General features: G+C 69.3%; 11 protein-coding genes. 5 read left to right on the top strand and 6 right to left on the bottom strand.

Annotated features, from left to right (window positions below; genetic code table 11):
* Positions 1-58: 58 nt before the first annotated feature.
* Positions 59-3,958, top strand: coding sequence for a DNA-directed RNA polymerase subunit beta' (locus ACIRA5_RS13215; RefSeq protein ID WP_097285836.1), 3,900 nt, complete (start codon positions 59-61; stop codon positions 3,956-3,958).
* 88 nt (positions 3,959-4,046) lie between these two features.
* On the opposite strand, the gene ACIRA5_RS13210 is transcribed toward ACIRA5_RS13215, so the two are convergent.
* From ACIRA5_RS13210 to ACIRA5_RS13185, 6 genes are all read right to left on the bottom strand, one after another.
* Positions 4,047-4,961, bottom strand: a complete 915-nt coding sequence (locus tag ACIRA5_RS13210; RefSeq protein ID WP_403690329.1) for a M48 family metalloprotease — start codon at positions 4,959-4,961, stop codon at positions 4,047-4,049.
* 626 nt (positions 4,962-5,587) lie between these two features.
* Positions 5,588-6,091: a Pycsar system effector family protein gene (locus tag ACIRA5_RS13205; protein ID WP_403690326.1), complete on the bottom strand. Its 504-nt coding sequence runs from the start codon at positions 6,089-6,091 to the stop codon at positions 5,588-5,590.
* Positions 6,088-7,482, bottom strand: a complete 1,395-nt coding sequence (locus ACIRA5_RS13200; protein ID WP_403690323.1) for a hypothetical protein — start codon at positions 7,480-7,482, stop codon at positions 6,088-6,090. Before ACIRA5_RS13200 ends, ACIRA5_RS13205 begins: the two co-directional genes overlap by 4 nt.
* 24 nt (positions 7,483-7,506) lie before the next feature.
* Complete coding sequence (locus tag ACIRA5_RS13195) at positions 7,507-9,663, bottom strand: hypothetical protein (RefSeq protein WP_403690320.1); 2,157 nt, start codon at positions 9,661-9,663, stop codon at positions 7,507-7,509.
* Positions 9,660-10,520, bottom strand: coding sequence for a hypothetical protein (locus ACIRA5_RS13190; RefSeq protein WP_403690318.1), 861 nt, complete (start codon positions 10,518-10,520; stop codon positions 9,660-9,662). The genes ACIRA5_RS13195 and ACIRA5_RS13190 overlap by 4 nt, the downstream gene beginning before the upstream one ends.
* 172 nt (positions 10,521-10,692) lie before the next feature.
* Positions 10,693-11,349, bottom strand: a complete 657-nt coding sequence (locus tag ACIRA5_RS13185; protein WP_403690315.1) for a Crp/Fnr family transcriptional regulator — start codon at positions 11,347-11,349, stop codon at positions 10,693-10,695.
* 602 nt (positions 11,350-11,951) lie between these two features.
* Here ACIRA5_RS13185 and rpsL point away from each other — a divergent pair.
* From rpsL to tuf, 4 genes are all read left to right on the top strand, one after another.
* Positions 11,952-12,323, top strand: a complete 372-nt coding sequence (gene rpsL, locus ACIRA5_RS13180; protein ID WP_003948652.1) for a 30S ribosomal protein S12 — start codon at positions 11,952-11,954, stop codon at positions 12,321-12,323.
* 2 nt (positions 12,324-12,325) lie between these two features.
* On the top strand, positions 12,326-12,796 hold the full coding sequence (gene rpsG / locus ACIRA5_RS13175; protein WP_003992340.1) for a 30S ribosomal protein S7: 471 nt from the start codon (positions 12,326-12,328) through the stop codon (positions 12,794-12,796).
* Positions 12,797-12,835: 39 nt separating this feature from the next.
* A complete protein-coding gene (gene fusA / locus ACIRA5_RS13170; protein WP_403690313.1) occupies positions 12,836-14,965 on the top strand; it encodes an elongation factor G in 2,130 nt (709 codons plus the stop codon).
* A gap of 168 nt (positions 14,966-15,133) precedes the next feature.
* A complete protein-coding gene (gene tuf / locus ACIRA5_RS13165) occupies positions 15,134-16,327 on the top strand; it encodes an elongation factor Tu (RefSeq protein ID WP_060900339.1) in 1,194 nt (397 codons plus the stop codon).
* Positions 16,328-16,364: the final 37 nt, after the last annotated feature.

Here is a 16,364-nt window from a genome sequence, read left to right as displayed (position 1 = left end):
CCCCAGGACCCCCGTTTCAGACCCCAAGACTTACAACCCTGAGAGGGATTGACGCATAGTGCTCGACGTCAACTTCTTCGATGAGCTCCGGATCGGTCTGGCCACCGCTGACGACATCCGTCAGTGGAGCCACGGCGAGGTCAAGAAGCCCGAGACCATCAACTACCGCACCCTCAAGCCCGAAAAGGACGGACTCTTCTGCGAGAAGATCTTCGGTCCGACCCGGGACTGGGAGTGCTACTGCGGTAAGTACAAGCGTGTCCGCTTCAAGGGCATCATCTGTGAGCGCTGCGGCGTCGAGGTCACTCGCGCCAAGGTGCGTCGTGAGCGGATGGGCCACATCGAGCTGGCCGCTCCCGTCACCCACATCTGGTACTTCAAGGGCGTTCCGTCGCGTCTGGGCTACCTGCTCGACCTCGCCCCGAAGGACCTCGAGAAGGTCATCTACTTCGCGGCGTACATGATCACGTTCGTCGACGAGGAGCGCCGCACCCGCGACCTGCCCTCGCTGGAGGCGCACGTCTCCGTCGAGCGTCAGCAGATCGAGAACCGTCGCGACGCCGACCTCGAGGCCCGCGCCAAGAAGCTCGAGACCGACCTGGCCGAGCTCGAGGCCGAGGGTGCCAAGGCCGACGTGCGCCGCAAGGTGCGCGAGGGTGCCGAGCGTGAGATGAAGCAGCTGCGTGACCGTTCGCAGCGCGAGATCGACCGTCTCGACGAGGTGTGGACCCGCTTCAAGAACCTGAAGGTCCAGGACCTTGAGGGTGACGAGCTCCTCTACCGCGAGCTGCGTGACCGCTTCGGCACGTACTTCGACGGTTCGATGGGTGCCGCGGCGCTGCAGAAGCGCCTGGAGTCCTTCGACCTCGACGAGGAGGCCGAGCGCCTCCGCGAGATCATCCGCACCGGCAAGGGCCAGAAGAAGACCCGTGCGCTCAAGCGCCTCAAGGTCGTCTCCGCGTTCCTGCAGACCAGCAACAGCCCCAAGGGCATGGTGCTCGACTGCGTGCCGGTCATCCCGCCGGACCTGCGTCCGATGGTGCAGCTGGACGGTGGCCGCTTCGCGACCTCCGACCTGAACGACCTGTACCGCCGCGTGATCAACCGCAACAACCGTCTGAAGCGACTCCTTGACCTCGGTGCCCCCGAGATCATCGTGAACAACGAGAAGCGCATGCTTCAGGAGGCCGTCGACGCGCTCTTCGACAACGGCCGTCGTGGTCGCCCCGTCACGGGCCCCGGCAACCGTCCGCTGAAGTCCCTCAGCGACATGCTGAAGGGTAAGCAGGGTCGATTCCGTCAGAACCTGCTCGGCAAGCGTGTGGACTACTCCGCGCGTTCCGTGATCGTCGTCGGTCCGCAGCTGAAGCTGCACCAGTGTGGTCTGCCCAAGGCCATGGCGCTGGAGCTCTTCAAGCCGTTCGTGATGAAGCGCCTGGTCGACCTGAACCACGCGCAGAACATCAAGAGCGCCAAGCGGATGGTCGAGCGCGGTCGCACGGTCGTGTACGACGTCCTGGAAGAGGTCATCGCGGAGCACCCGGTTCTGCTGAACCGTGCGCCCACGCTGCACCGCCTCGGCATCCAGGCCTTCGAGCCGCAGCTGGTCGAGGGCAAGGCCATCCAGATCCACCCGCTCGTCTGCACCGCGTTCAACGCGGACTTCGACGGTGACCAGATGGCCGTCCACCTGCCGCTCTCCGCGGAGGCGCAGGCCGAGGCCCGCATCCTGATGCTGTCCTCGAACAACATCCTCAAGCCCGCCGACGGCCGCCCGGTCACGATGCCGACCCAGGACATGGTCCTCGGTCTGTTCTTCCTGACCACGGACGGCGAGCTGCGCGACGTCAAGGGCGAGGGCCGTGCCTTCGGCTCGACCGCCGAGGCGACGATGGCGTTCGACGCCGGGGAGCTCGCGCTCCAGTCGGCCGTCGACATCCGCTTCCCGGTGGGCACCATCCCGCCGCGTGGCTGGACCCCGCCGGCGCAGGAGGAGGGCGAGCCCGAGTGGCAGCAGGGTGACACCTTCCGCCTCCGTACGACCCTGGGCCGTGCGCTCTTCAACGAGCTGCTGCCCGAGGACTACCCGTTCGTCGACTACTCGGTGGGCAAGAAGCAGCTCGGCGAGATCGTCAACGACCTGGCCGAGCGTTACCCCAAGGTCATCGTGGCGGCGACGCTCGACAACCTGAAGGCGGCCGGCTTCTACTGGGGCACCCGCTCCGGCGTCACCGTGGCCATCTCCGACATCGTCGTTCCCGAGGCGAAGAAGGAGATCGTCAAGGGCTACGAGGCGCAGGACGAGAAGGTCCAGAAGCAGTACGAGCGCGGTCTGATCACCAAGGAAGAGCGCACTCAGGAGCTCATCGCGATCTGGACCAAGGCGACCAACGAGGTCGCCGAGGCGATGAACGCGAACTTCCCGAAGACGAACCCCATCTTCATGATGGTTGACTCGGGTGCCCGAGGAAACATGATGCAGATGCGTCAGATCGCCGGTATGCGTGGTCTGGTGTCGAACGCCAAGAACGAGACGATCCCGCGTCCAATCAAGGCCTCCTTCCGTGAGGGCCTGTCGGTGCTGGAGTACTTCATCTCGACGCACGGTGCTCGTAAGGGTCTGGCGGACACGGCTCTGCGTACCGCCGACTCGGGTTACCTCACCCGTCGTCTGGTCGACGTCTCCCAGGACGTCATCATCCGCGAGGAGGACTGCGGCACCGACCGTGGCCTCAAGCTGCACATCGCGGAGCGCGGCGCGGACGGTGTCCTGCGCAAGGCGGAGAACGTCGAGACCAGCGTGTACGCACGTGCGCTGGCCGAGGACATCACCGTCGACGGCAGGGTGCTGGCCCCGGCCAACACCGACCTCGGCGACGTCCTCATCGACGAGCTGGTCAAGCACGGCATCGAGGAGGTCAAGACCCGTTCGGTCCTGACCTGCGAGTCCGCCGTCGGCACCTGCGCCATGTGCTACGGCCGTTCGCTGGCCACCGGCAAGCTGGTCGACATCGGTGAGGCGGTCGGCATCATCGCCGCCCAGTCCATCGGTGAGCCCGGTACCCAGCTGACGATGCGTACCTTCCACACCGGTGGTGTGGCCGGTGACGACATCACCCAGGGTCTGCCCCGTGTCGTCGAGCTCTTCGAGGCTCGTACGCCCAAGGGTGTCGCCCCGATCTCCGAGGCCTCCGGCCGCGTGCGGATCGAGGAGACCGAGAAGACCAAGAAGCTCGTGGTCACCCCGGACGACGGCAGCGACGAGACGGCGTTCCCGATCTCGAAGCGTGCCCGGCTCCTGGTGTCCGAGGGCGAGCACGTCGAGGTGGGCCAGAAGCTCACCGTGGGTGCCACCAACCCGCACGACGTGCTGCGCATCCTGGGTCAGCGTGCCGTCCAGGTCCACCTGGTCGGCGAGGTCCAGAAGGTCTACAACTCGCAGGGTGTGTCGATCCACGACAAGCACATCGAGATCATCATCCGGCAGATGCTGCGCCGTGTGACGATCATCGAGTCGGGCGACGCGGAGCTGCTGCCCGGCGAGCTGGTCGAGCGCTCGAAGTTCGAGACCGAGAACCGTCGTGTGGTCCAGGAAGGCGGCCACCCGGCCTCCGGCCGTCCGCAGCTGATGGGTATCACCAAGGCCTCGCTGGCGACCGAGTCGTGGCTGTCGGCGGCGTCCTTCCAGGAGACGACCAGGGTTCTGACGGACGCGGCGATCAACGCCAAGTCCGACTCCCTGATCGGCCTCAAGGAGAACGTCATCATCGGTAAGCTCATCCCGGCCGGTACGGGTCTGTCCCGTTACCGCAACATCCGGGTCGAGCCGACCGAGGAGGCCAAGGCCGCGATGTACTCGGCCGTCGGCTACGACGACATCGACTACTCGCCGTTCGGCACCGGCTCCGGCCAGGCCGTCCCGCTGGAGGACTACGACTACGGTCCGTACAACCAGTAAGGCGTACGTCTGAAGTACTGAAGGGCGGTCACTCCGTTTCGTACGGGGTGGCCGCCCTTCGGCGTTGTCCGGTGCCGGTCGTCCGTGGTCAGCGGCCGAGCTGGAGGTAGGGCTCCAGGGCCTGGAGCCGGGTGTAGTTGTCCGGGTGGGTGGTCAGCAGCCTGGCCAGGCCGCCCGGTTCCTTGAGCTGCCTGCCCTGCGCCGCTGCCTGCGCCTTCACGGCGTCCTCCTGGGCCTGGAAGTGGTACAGGACCTGCGCCAGCTGGGGCGCGAAGCCGAGGTCGGCCGCCTGCCGGTCGGCACGCAGCTCGCCTTGGCGTCCCACGTAGGCGAGCAGATAGGGGGCGACGACGAGCGGCACGGTGATGTACCAGGCGGCGACGAACCCGCCGATCACGAACATCCCGATGAAGAGGTAGACCATCCCGGTCGCGGCGAGCGAGAAGACGCTTGCGACCCGGATCGCGATCCGGGCGATGCCCCGCATGAAGGCCCAGGCGATCCGACCGGGCAGGGAGTACCAGTAGCCGAGCAGGCCCGTCCAGGCATGACCGCCCGTGTGGTGGCCGAGCTCATGGGCGAGTACGGCGGCGAGGTTGCTGCTGGGGATCTCGTTCAGCGCGTACGTCGTGACGCCGACGACATGGCCGGCGGCCGCCACGGCGTTCAGGTCCGTGCTGTTCTCTACCATCAGCTCGTACGTGTGTGGCTCGATGCCCGCTCGGGCGGTGACCTCGCGCCAGATCGGCTCCAGACGGGCCCGCTCCTCGGCGAGCGGCGTCCTGAGCTTCATCACGTGCCGGGCGAAGGCCAGCTCGGTGGGCCGGTGGAAGACGAGCGCCCCGGAGGCCAGCCAGGCGAGGATGACCAGCCAGCCGATGGCCGTGCCGAGGATCCCCACGGCGAACGAGGCGACCACGGCGAGGCTCACCAGGAAGCCCGGCACCTGGACCGCCAGCTGCCCGATCGCGGTGGCGTCGGCACCGCGCTGGTGCGCGGCCACGTGGATGCGGGAGCCCGCGTGACGGTAGTCGAGGTCGTCGGGTGCGGGGGCCTCCGGCGGTGCCGCGGGTGTGGGGGCGGGGGGCGGTTGCGGCGGGATGTACGGCGGTGCGGTGGCGGTGGGCTGCGGGCCGCTCGGGTACGTGGGCGTGGCCCCCGGGTAGGCGGGCGGCGCCGCGGGGTACCCGGCGGCCCCGGCCGCCGGGTACTGGGGTGCGCCGCCCGGATAGGACGGGGGCGCGGAGGGCTCCGGGTACAGGGGCGGAACGGCGGACCCGGGGTAGGGGGGCGGGGGAGCGGCGGACCCGGGGTAGGGGGGCGGGGGAGCGGCGGACCCGGGGTAGGGGGGTGCGGAAGCGGCGGACCCCGGATAGGGGGGTGCGGAAGCGGCGGACCCCGGATAGGGGGGTGCGGAAGCGGCGGACCCCGGATACGGGGGCGAGGGAACGGCGGACCCGGGATAGGGGGGCGGAGTCGAGGCAGCCCCAGGGTACGAAGGCGCGGGCGTGCCTGGGTACGGGGGCGAAGGCGTGCCTGGGTACGGGGGGTCCGGGTAGCCGGGGCCGGGCTCCGGGGCGGCCGGGTCTGGTGGGTAGGACAAGGTGGGGCTCCTTCAGGATGGGGACGTCAGCCGATGAGCAGCCCGGCGGGAAGCAGCACCGTGCCCGCGCAGAAGGCGATCAGGCCGGTGCGGATCCACTGGTGCTTGCGGGCGGCGATACGGCTGGTCTCGGTGAGCGCCGCGGTGAGTCCGACGGCGGGGTCGCGGTCGGTGTCGGCGAGAGCGGTCGCCAACTGACCTTCACGTACGGCTTGTTGGATGTCGCCGAAGAAACAGAGGGGCCGGCCCGGGGCCCATGAACTGGCGCGGTACCGGGGGAGCACCGCGAGCAGCAGCGCGAACAGGGCGAAGGCGAGGGCCAGGGCGCCGGTCCACCAGACGGCCGTACCGGGTGCGGAGAGCGAGCTCGGCGACCAGTTCCGTCCGGCCAGCAGCCCGCTGAACACCCCTGCCGTCATCCCGAGCGCCGCCACGAGCACGGACGCCTTGCTGTCGGCCCGGGCGATCTCGCCCCGCAGCTCCGCCAGCAGCCGTTCGGCGGTTCTGGCGCCGGGAGCGGTGGTGGTCACTCCGGGCCCGTCTCGGCGGACTCCGGCGCCTGGGGCGGGGGCGGCGGCGGATAGGCGGAGGGCGCGGGCGGAATGACGGGCGTGGGAGCCACGGCCGGGGGCGGCGGAGCCTGGTCGTACGGGATACCGGCGGCGGGCGCGGCCGGGGGCGCCTGGTACGGCCCCGGCGGCACGGTTCCGGGCGCGGGCGGGACGTACGGCTGGTGGGACACGGGCGGCCCCGGCGGGGTGTAGGAGGCGCCCGGTGCGCCTGCGGGGGCCGGAGCGCCGCCGTAGGGCTGGGCGGCGGCCCCGTACGGCGGTGAGGGGTTGTAGGGCTGCGGCTGCGAGGGGTCGTACGGCGGTGAGGGGCTGAACGGCTGCGGCTGCGAGGGGTCGTACGGCTGCTGCGGTACGCCCCCGGGCGGTGGCGCCGGTCGGCCGGGGACCGGGGGCTGCGGCGGGGGCTCCTGGCGGCTGTTGAGTTCCTTGACGACGCGCAGGGTGGAGCGGGCCGACTCGGCCTTCTGGTAGTCCTCCAGGGTGTCTCCGGCGATCAGCTCCAGCTGGCTCTCGATGGCGGAGAGCTGGTCCTTCTGGAGAGCGCTGATGACCATCCGGGTGTCCTCGGGGTGCGCGGCGAGGTGGAAGGCCCACTGGGCGACACCCCCGTGTTGCAGGTGGTGCTGGTAGAAGGCGATCTTCTGGGCCATCAGCTCCTGGGACTGGTGCTGGCGCAGCACCTCCAGCTCGTGCAGCTGCTGGGCCTGGCGCAGTCGGTACTCGTGCTCGGGGTCGAGCATGTCGGCCTCGTAGCGCAGCGCCCGTTTGCGCCGTCTGTGCGCGATCGCGTCGTCGTCCAGGCGCAGCCGCACCGCGCAGGTGACCGCGAGCCCGATGCCGTCGGCGAAGACGCCGCTCTCGACCGCGTACTGGACCTCGGCCTCGGCGTCCCGGCTGTCCTCGATGGAGAACCGGCGGCTGACCGGTCGCGCCAGCTGGTGGAGTTCACGGGCGAGCCGTGTGGGCACATCGCGTTCGCCGCCGGCCACGTACGCGATCGGGTCCGCGACGCGCCAGGTCAGATCGGCGGTGGCGCCGAACGAGAACGCGTCGTCGTCGCTGGGCAGTTCGAGTTCCAGCTGGACCGGGTGGCTGCCCATGTCGACCTCGTAGACCGAGGTGTAGCGGCGGGTCGCGGCGTCCGTGCGGCTCGGCCGGTGCGGGGGCATGTACGCGTCGTAGCCGCCGCCCGCGGTGGCGAACACCAGTGCGTGGTCGATCGCGGAGACCGGCCGCCGGGCCGTGTAGTCGAAACGGGAGATCGGCCGCACGGTGAGCACCGGGTCGATCAGCGTGGTGTGCCGGTCGGCCTGTTGCTGCCACTCCGGCGGGCGGCGGAATTCCGCCATGGGTCAACTCCTCGTAACTCTGTGTCAGGCTGTCGGGACGGGGGGACGCAGTGCGGCGAGCAGGCGGTCGGCGAGAGGCGGGCGCGGGCCGCCGTCCCGGCCGCGCAGGGTGCCCAGTTCGTGGCTGAGGCGTTTGTGGTCGTCCGCCGTGACGACCAGTGCGGGCAGCAGCAGCTCCAGGGCCTGGGCCGCGTCCGGGCGGCGCTCGGCCACGTACACCCAGGTGTGCAGGGCGTTCAGGGCGCCCCGGGTGTGGGCGCGGTCGCCGAGGGCGGTGCGCCAGAGGGTGGCGAGGTCGCGGGCCGAGTCCGCCTGGTACATGCCGTCGCCGGCGTACCACTCGACGAGCGCGCCCTCCTCGGCGTTGTCGCACGCCAGGACGAAGGCGCCCAGCGCCAGCGCGCGGACCGCGGGAGTGTCGTGGTGGAGCAGGCGCACCAGCTCGGAGAGCATCTCGCCGCGCCTGAGGCCCACCGAGAGCAGCAGGGCCGTGGACTCGATCAGGTTGGCCGCCTCGGCCGGGCTGCTGTGGTCGGCGCGGGCCAGGGTCGCGAGGGCGCTCAGGGCCGGGGCCACCAGGTCCGGGCGCAACGGCGCGAGCAGCCCGAAGGCGCGGATCGCGGTCCAGCGGCGGGCCGGGTGGGCGTCCGTGCACCACTGGGTGAGCAGGCGCAGGACGACGGGCGCGTCGAGGAGCTGGGCGAGCGTGAGGGTGTTCGCGGCGGTGACACGGGGGCCGAACGTCTTCGACACCGCCCAGCCGTCGATCAGCAGCGCGACCGCGGAGGGCAGGTCGGCGAGCGCGAGCATGGCGGTGGCCGCGGCGGCCCGGGTCCGTACGACGGGACGCCCGTCGCGGGCCAGCTCGCGCAGCCAGGCGATCAGCGCGGGCCGGGCCGAGGGATGTCCCGTCCACACCTCGGTGAGCAGGGCGCGCGGGGTGTTCTCCTTCCGGAAGAACGCGGTGAACTGCGGTACCGGGCCCCATTCGGTCGCCTCGTCCCGCACTTCCCCCTCGGCGCGGGCCCGCGCGAGCCGGGTCTCGGCGGCGAGCCCGAACACCGGGATCTCCGGTGGCTCCTCGGGGTGCTGCAAGCGCTGGAAGTGCACGAACAGCTTGTCGGCGAGCTCGGCGGCGAGGACGTACGGCGCCCGGTCGAAGACGGCGAGCGAGATGAGGAAGGCCTTGTCACGCAGCGTGGACTCGGGGTCGCTCAGCCACTCCCGGCACTGCTGCTCCACGGCCGCCTGCCCGAACTCCGCGAGCCGGGTCGCAGCCGCCTCGCCGCCGTCGTAACCCGCCACCTCCTTCGCGAACTCGGCCGCCTCGGCGGGCTGATGGTGCCCCCGGGCGAGGAAGTCCCGCACCGGGGCGAGGGCGAGGAGGCCGTCGGTGTCCTGTGTGCGGTGCCTGCTCACATACGCGCGGACGACGGCCGACGCCTCCGGCGGCTGCCAGACGGAGGGAGTGGCGCCCAGCAGGAAGGGTGAGTTCTCGACCGTCACCACCAGATACCCGTCGACCTTCTTGAGCTGGTCGCGGGCCGCGTAGAGGTGGGTGTCGCGCAGCGGCCGGTTGCGGCTCAGCGGCAGATCGCGCAGGACGTGCCCGCCGGGTGCGGTGAGCGGGGCGCTCAGGGTCGCCGGGCTCGTCTCCGGCGAGAGGGCGTGCACGGCGGGCACACCCAGACGGTGCAGGAGCATCAGCGCGGCGGCGTGGCGGCCGGTGGCGTGGGCGCCGGCGAGGACGAGGACGCGTTCTTCGCGGAGCCGGTCCAGGGCGGCGGCGAAGGCGGGGCTCTCGACGAAGACGGCGTCCAGGTCTTCGAGGTGGCGCCGTGGGATCTCTCCGGAGGCGTACGGCGCCGAAGCCGCCGAGCCGTGGTGGTGGATCTCCGTCTTGCCGCCCATGAAGACGTCACCGGCGACCTCGCCGCCGGACACGCCGTGCTGGGCGCCGCCGACCAGACTCCCGCCGAAGGACGCGGCCGAGCCGAGGATGAACCCCGGGGTGTGCGCGAAGAGCTCGCGCTGAGCCGCGCGCGCCTCCTGCGGCCGCTCCTGCTCTCCTTCTCCTTCCCCCTCCGCGTCCTGGCGCCGGGTGTCCGGTTCGGGGGCCGGGTGTACGTCCTTCGGGGGTACGTCGTCGGGGCCCGGCGCCGTGGGTGGAGGCACTGTCACGCCGACTCACCCCCGGACCCGCCGAGGTGGACGTCTCCGGTGACCTGGCCGCCCGACACGCCGTGCTGGTCGCCGCCGACGAGGCTGCCGCCGAAGGTGGGGGCGCCTCCGTCGAAGTGGAAGACGGCGCCCGCGGGAGGGGCGGAGGGCCGGGCCGCGCGGGCCTCGGGGGCCTGGGACCCGGGTACCTGGTCTCCTGGCTGGTCCCGCCTCGGTGCCGGACGCTCCCCCGAGCTGGCGCCCGGCACCGAGGTTCCCCCCTTCTCACTGTGGTCGTCGCCGGCCCCCGGTACCGGGCCGTGCAGCCAGGCGCGCAGCGGGCCGTTCTTGCTGTCCACGGTCACCGCGTGGAAGTCCTCGGCGGGGATGCCCGCGTGACCGTGCCGCACGATCCCCGTGTGCACGCTCTCCGAGACGCACAGCGCGAAGTCGTCTCTCCGCTCCCGCAGGGCCGCGCGCAGCAGCTGGGCGTCGAGGAGGCGGCAGGCGTGGTTGAGGTCGGAGCCGACCCACCCGTCGTGCTCGTCCACGGCGACGTAGCCCGTGGCGACGACGCCGCGCAGCCGGATCTGCGCCGAGCTGGACGCCATCCGGTTGACCGCGTGCAGCTGGGCGGGGACCTCGGTGAGCAGGGCGCGCAGCAGTGCGGTGACGGACGCGTTGGCGTCGATCAGCTCCATCACGGAGTCGCCCCGGTCGGCGCGCTGGCGCAGGCGTTCGTCGATGCCGGCGCGCTCCAGGGTGCGGTCGGCGACGTCGTACAGCATGCGCCGCAGGTACGCCTGCTCGATGTCGTCCCGGTCGCTGTACTTCTCGATGTCGAGCAACAGGATCGTCCGGCTCACGGGGTCGGTCATGGTCGCCTTTCGCAGGTGGTGCGGCAGTGGCAGAAGAGTGGCGGGCGGGGTGGGGGTGACGTGAGGGCGGATGACGCAGTCGGAGTGTGACGGCGTACACAGAACCCGTGCTCTCTCGCCCGCGCGACCAGCCCCCACCGGCCGGCAGCCGAAGTGATCCACCAGACCCACGTCACCCCCGCGCGATCCGCCGCAGCACATCCGGCCGCACGATCACCAGCGCCCGGCGCCCCGTCATCACGACCCCCCGTTCCCGCAGGTCCTTCAGCAGGCGTTGGACCATCTCGCGCGAGGCCCCCACCGACCCGGCGAGTTCCTGTTTGCTCAGGGGGACGGAGAGTTCGATGCCCTGGTCGGTGCGCCGCCCGTGGGTGCGGGCGAGGTCCAGCAGCAGAATCGCGAAGCGCTCCCGCACGCTGAGGGAGGCGAATTCCAGGCGGCGCCGATCGGCCGCCCGGGTGCGATCGGAGGTGAGGCCGAGCAGGGCGAAGGAGACGGCGGGGGAGCGGGCGAGGAACTCGGTGAACCGGCCGCGTTCGACCGCGACCGTTCGGACCGGCTCCAGGGCCGTCACGGTGGCCGACCGCGGGCGCCCGGTGAGCGCCGCGGACTCCCCGATGATGTCGCCGGGGCCGCGCAGCGCGAGCAGCGCCTCGTAGCCGTTGGAGGCCGCCGCGGTCACCTTCGTCCAGCCGTGCGTGACGAACAGGACGTGCGAGGACGGTTCGCTCTGGTGCAGGAGCACCACCCGGGGCGCGTACGAGAGCGCGTGCCCGAGATCGAGCAGCGCCGAGCGGTCCTCGCTCTCCAGCCGGGCCAGGAACGGCACCCGGTCGTCGAGCCCCCCGTCGCCGGGTAAGCCCGACGAGTCCCACGAACCAGGTAAGTCCGATGAGCCGGATGACCCGGATGACCCGGATGAGTCCGGTGCGTGTGCTGCCGTCATGGTTCCCCCGATCGCCACAGCCGATCGATCAAGGTACTGAAGGGCACACAGCGAGGGACAGAGATTGCGCGGTACCGTCGGGGATCGGAAACTTTAGGGGACGAGCGTCCCGGGAATGCGCTAAGGCCGGCCCAACACTCACCCCGCATCGGCGCCCCGCAACGACCCCACGGCCGCCCCGTCTCCGCGTCGTGTCCGACCTGCGGGAGCACCGCGCTGACGTGGCAAGAAGTCCGGCGTGTCGCCCTGGACAGCATTTGTTTTGACCGAAGTCGTTGAGGTAGGTACGCTCAGACCTTGTGCCTGGGGTGTGCCCTGGCTCGCGTGCGTGCCTTCAAACCGCAAGGCGAGCCGTAACCGGCCACCGTAATCTGCGCCCTTTTCGCCTCGCGGCGGGAGTCTGCAGCATTCGACACACCCGACCGCGTGGGTCGGAGATGTTCCAGGTTAGCTTCACCATTCGGCACACAGAAACCGGAGAAGTAGTGCCTACGATCCAGCAGCTGGTCCGGAAGGGCCGGCAGGACAAGGTCGAGAAGAACAAGACGCCCGCACTTGAGGGTTCGCCCCAGCGTCGCGGCGTCTGCACGCGTGTGTTCACGACCACCCCGAAGAAGCCGAACTCGGCCCTGCGTAAGGTCGCGCGTGTGCGTCTGACCAGCGGGATCGAGGTCACCGCTTACATTCCGGGTGAGGGACACAACCTGCAGGAGCACTCCATCGTGCTCGTGCGCGGCGGCCGTGTGAAGGACCTGCCGGGTGTTCGCTACAAGATCATCCGTGGTTCGCTTGACACCCAGGGTGTCAAGAACCGCAAGCAGGCCCGCAGCCGCTACGGCGCCAAGAAGGAGAAGTAGAAATGCCTCGTAAGGGCCCCGCCCCGAAGCGCCCGGTCATCATCGACCCGGTCTACGGTTCCCCTCTGGTGACCTCCCTCATCAACAAGGTGCTGCTGAACGGCAAGCGCTCCACCGCCGAGCGCATCGTCTACGGCGCCATGGAGGGTCTGCGTGAGAAGACGGGCAACGACCCGATCATCACGCTGAAGCGCGCGCTGGAGAACATCAAGCCGACCCTCGAGGTCAAGTCCCGCCGTGTCGGTGGTGCGACGTACCAGGTTCCGATCGAGGTCAAGCCCGGTCGTGCCAACACGCTCGCGCTGCGCTGGCTGGTCGGTTACTCCCGCGCCCGTCGCGAGAAGACCATGACCGAGCGTCTGCTCAACGAGCTTCTCGACGCCTCCAACGGCCTTGGTGCCGCTGTGAAGAAGCGTGAGGACACCCACAAGATGGCCGAGTCCAACAAGGCCTTCGCGCACTACCGCTGGTAGTCGCTACCCCCATCGAGACCGAGAGAAGACCGAAGCCTTATGGCTACCACTTCACTTGACCTGGCCAGGGTCCGCAACATCGGGATCATGGCCCACATCGACGCGGGCAAGACGACCACCACCGAGCGGATCCTCTTCTACACCGGCGTCAGCTACAAGATCGGTGAGGTCCACGACGGCGCTGCCACCATGGACTGGATGGAGCAGGAGCAGGAGCGTGGCATCACGATCACCTCTGCTGCCACCACCTGTCACTGGCCGCTCGAGGACGACGACTACACGATCAACATCATCGACACCCCGGGGCACGTCGACTTCACGGTCGAGGTGGAGCGTTCGCTGCGCGTCCTCGACGGTGCCGTCACGGTGTTCGACGGTGTCGCCGGTGTCGAGCCGCAGTCCGAGACGGTGTGGCGTCAGGCCGACCGCTACGGCGTGCCGCGCATCTGCTTCGTGAACAAGCTGGACCGTACCGGCGCCGAGTTCCACCGCTGTGTGGACATGATCAAGGACCGGCTCGGCGCCGTTCCGATCATCATGCAGCTGCCGATCGGTGCCGAGATGGACTTCAAGGGCGTTGTGGACCTGGTCCGCATGAAGGCGCTCGTGTGGTCCGCCGAGGCGGCGAAGGGCGAGATGTACGACGTCGTCGACATCCCCGCCACGCACGCCGAGGCTGCCGAGGAGTACCGCGGCCGGCTGGTCGAGACCGTCGCGGAGAACGACGACGAGATCATGGAGCTGTTCCTGGAGGGCCAGGAGCCCACCGAGGAGCAGCTGTACGCCGCGATCCGTCGCATCACCATCGCGTCCGGCAAGGGTGACGGCGTCACGGTCACCCCGGTGTTCTGTGGCACCGCGTTCAAGAACAAGGGCGTCCAGCCCCTGCTCGACGCGGTCGTGCGCTACCTGCCGACCCCGCTCGACGTCGAGGCCATCGAGGGCCACGACGTCAAGAGCCCCGAGGTCGTCGTCAAGCGCAAGCCGTCCGAGGACGAGCCGCTGTCTGCGCTGGCGTTCAAGATCATGAGCGACCCGCACCTCGGCAAGCTCACCTTCGTCCGGGTGTACTCGGGCCGCCTGGAGACCGGCACTGCCGTGCTGAACTCCGTCAAGGGCAAGAAGGAGCGCATCGGCAAGATCTACCGCATGCACGCGAACAAGCGTGAGGAGATCGACGCGGTGGGCGCCGGCGACATCGTCGCCGTGATGGGTCTGAAGCAGACCACGACCGGTGAGACGCTCTGCGATGACAAGAACCCGGTGATCCTGGAGTCCATGGACTTCCCGGCGCCGGTCATCCAGGTCGCCATCGAGCCCAAGTCCAAGGGTGACCAGGAGAAGCTGGGTGTCGCCATCCAGCGTCTCGCGGAGGAGGACCCCTCCTTCCACGTTCACTCGGACGAGGAGACGGGCCAGACCATCCTCGGCGGTATGGGCGAGCTGCACCTCGAGGTGCTGGTCGACCGTATGAAGCGCGAGTTCAGGGTCGAGGCCAACGTCGGCAAGCCGCAGGTCGCGTACCGCGAGACGATCCGCAAGACCGTCGAGCGTCACGACTACACCCACAAGAAGCAGACCGGTGGTACCGGTCAGTTCGCCAAGGTGCAGATCGCGATCGAGCCCATCACCGAGACCGATGGTCCGGCGTACGAGTTCGTGAACAAGGTGACCGGTGGCCGTATCCCGCGGGAGTACATCCCGTCGGTGGACGCCGGTGCGCAGGAGGCCATGCAGTTCGGCATCCTGGCCGGCTACGAGATGACGGGCGTCCGCGTCACTCTTCTCGACGGTGGCTACCACGAGGTCGACTCCTCCGAGCTCGCGTTCAAGATCGCCGGTTCGCAGGCCTTCAAGGAGGCCGCGCGCAAGGCTTCTCCCGTGCTCCTCGAGCCGATGATGGCCGTCGAGGTCACCACGCCCGAGGAGTCGATGGGTGATGTCATCGGCGACCTCAACTCCCGCCGTGGCCAGATCCAGGCCATGGAGGAGCGCAGCGGCGCCCGCGTCGTGAAGGGCCTCGTGCCCCTCTCGGAGATGTTCGGCTACGTCGGCGACCTCCGCAGCAAGACCTCGGGTCGCGCAAGCTACTCGATGCAGTTCGACTCCTACGCCGAGGTTCCCCGGAACGTCGCCGAGGAGATCATCGCGAAGGCCAAGGGCGAGTAACGCACCCCGTTTACACGCTTTAGGCTTGACACCGACCGCCGGGGCTTCGAACCGGCAAGGGGACGAGAGATCGTCCCCCGGGGGAGAACCCCGGCGGGCGGCATCCCAGCAAAGATCACCTGGCGCCGATGAGTAAGGCGTACCAGAACCACTCCACAGGAGGACCCAGTGGCGAAGGCGAAGTTCGAGCGGACTAAGCCGCACGTCAACATCGGCACCATCGGTCACATCGACCACGGTAAGACGACCCTCACGGCCGCCATTACCAAGGTGCTGCACGACGCGTACCCGGACCTGAACGAGGCCTCGGCCTTCGACCAGATCGACAAGGCTCCTGAGGAGCGCCAGCGCGGTATCACCATCTCCATCGCGCACGTCGAGTACCAGACCGAGACGCGTCACTACGCCCACGTCGACTGCCCCGGTCACGCGGACTACATCAAGAACATGATCACGGGTGCGGCGCAGATGGACGGCGCCATCCTCGTGGTCGCGGCCACCGACGGCCCGATGCCGCAGACCAAGGAGCACGTGCTCCTGGCCCGCCAGGTCGGCGTTCCCTACATCGTCGTCGCCCTGAACAAGGCCGACATGGTGGACGACGAGGAGATCCTGGAGCTCGTCGAGCTCGAGGTTCGCGAGCTGCTCTCCGAGTACGAGTTCCCGGGCGACGACCTGCCGGTCGTCAAGGTCTCGGCGCTCAAGGCCCTTGAGGGCGACAAGGAGTGGGGCCAGACCGTCCTCGACCTGATGCAGGCCGTCGACGAGAACATCCCGCAGCCCGAGCGTGACGTCGACAAGCCGTTCCTGATGCCGATCGAGGACGTCTTCACGATCACCGGTCGTGGCACCGTCGTCACCGGTCGTATCGAGCGTGGTGTCCTCAAGGTCAACGAGACCGTCGACATCGTGGGCATCAAGCAGGAGAAGACCACCACCACGGTCACCGGCATCGAGATGTTCCGCAAGCTGCTCGACGAGGGCCAGGCCGGTGAGAACGTCGGTCTGCTCCTCCGTGGCATCAAGCGCGAGGACGTCGAGCGCGGCCAGGTCATCATCAAGCCCGGTTCGGTCACGCCGCACACCGAGTTCGAGGCCCAGGCCTACATCCTGTCCAAGGACGAGGGTGGCCGCCACACGCCGTTCTTCAACAACTACCGTCCGCAGTTCTACTTCCGTACGACGGACGTGACCGGCGTGGTGACCCTCCCCGAGGGCACCGAGATGGTCATGCCGGGCGACAACACTGAGATGACCGTTTCGCTCATCCAGCCCGTCGCCATGGAGGAGGGCCTGAAGTTCGCCATCCGTGAGGGTGGCCGGACCGTGGGCGCCGGCCAGGTCATCAAGATCAACAAGTAGTCCTTGTTGGCTTGACAGCCTGGTAGCTCCTCGCGAG

The sequence above is a fragment of the Streptomyces sp. NPDC096311 genome (assembly GCF_044763085.1).
Lineage (GTDB): Bacteria > Actinomycetota > Actinomycetes > Streptomycetales > Streptomycetaceae > Streptomyces.
Note: the sequence above shows the minus strand (reverse complement) of the source record. Positions and strands in the feature narration are given on the sequence as shown.

What these genes read in the sequence shown, in the direction of transcription:
- ACIRA5_RS13200 (WP_403690323.1), bottom strand. Translation starts at nt 7,482, where the DNA reads ATGGCGGAATTCCGCCGCCCGCCGGAGTGGCAGCAACAGGCCGACCGG.
- ACIRA5_RS13190 (WP_403690318.1), bottom strand. Translation starts at nt 10,520, where the DNA reads ATGACCGACCCCGTGAGCCGGACGATCCTGTTGCTCGACATCGAGAAG.
- rpsG (WP_003992340.1), top strand. Translation starts at nt 12,326, where the DNA reads ATGCCTCGTAAGGGCCCCGCCCCGAAGCGCCCGGTCATCATCGACCCG.
- fusA (WP_403690313.1), top strand. Translation starts at nt 12,836, where the DNA reads ATGGCTACCACTTCACTTGACCTGGCCAGGGTCCGCAACATCGGGATC.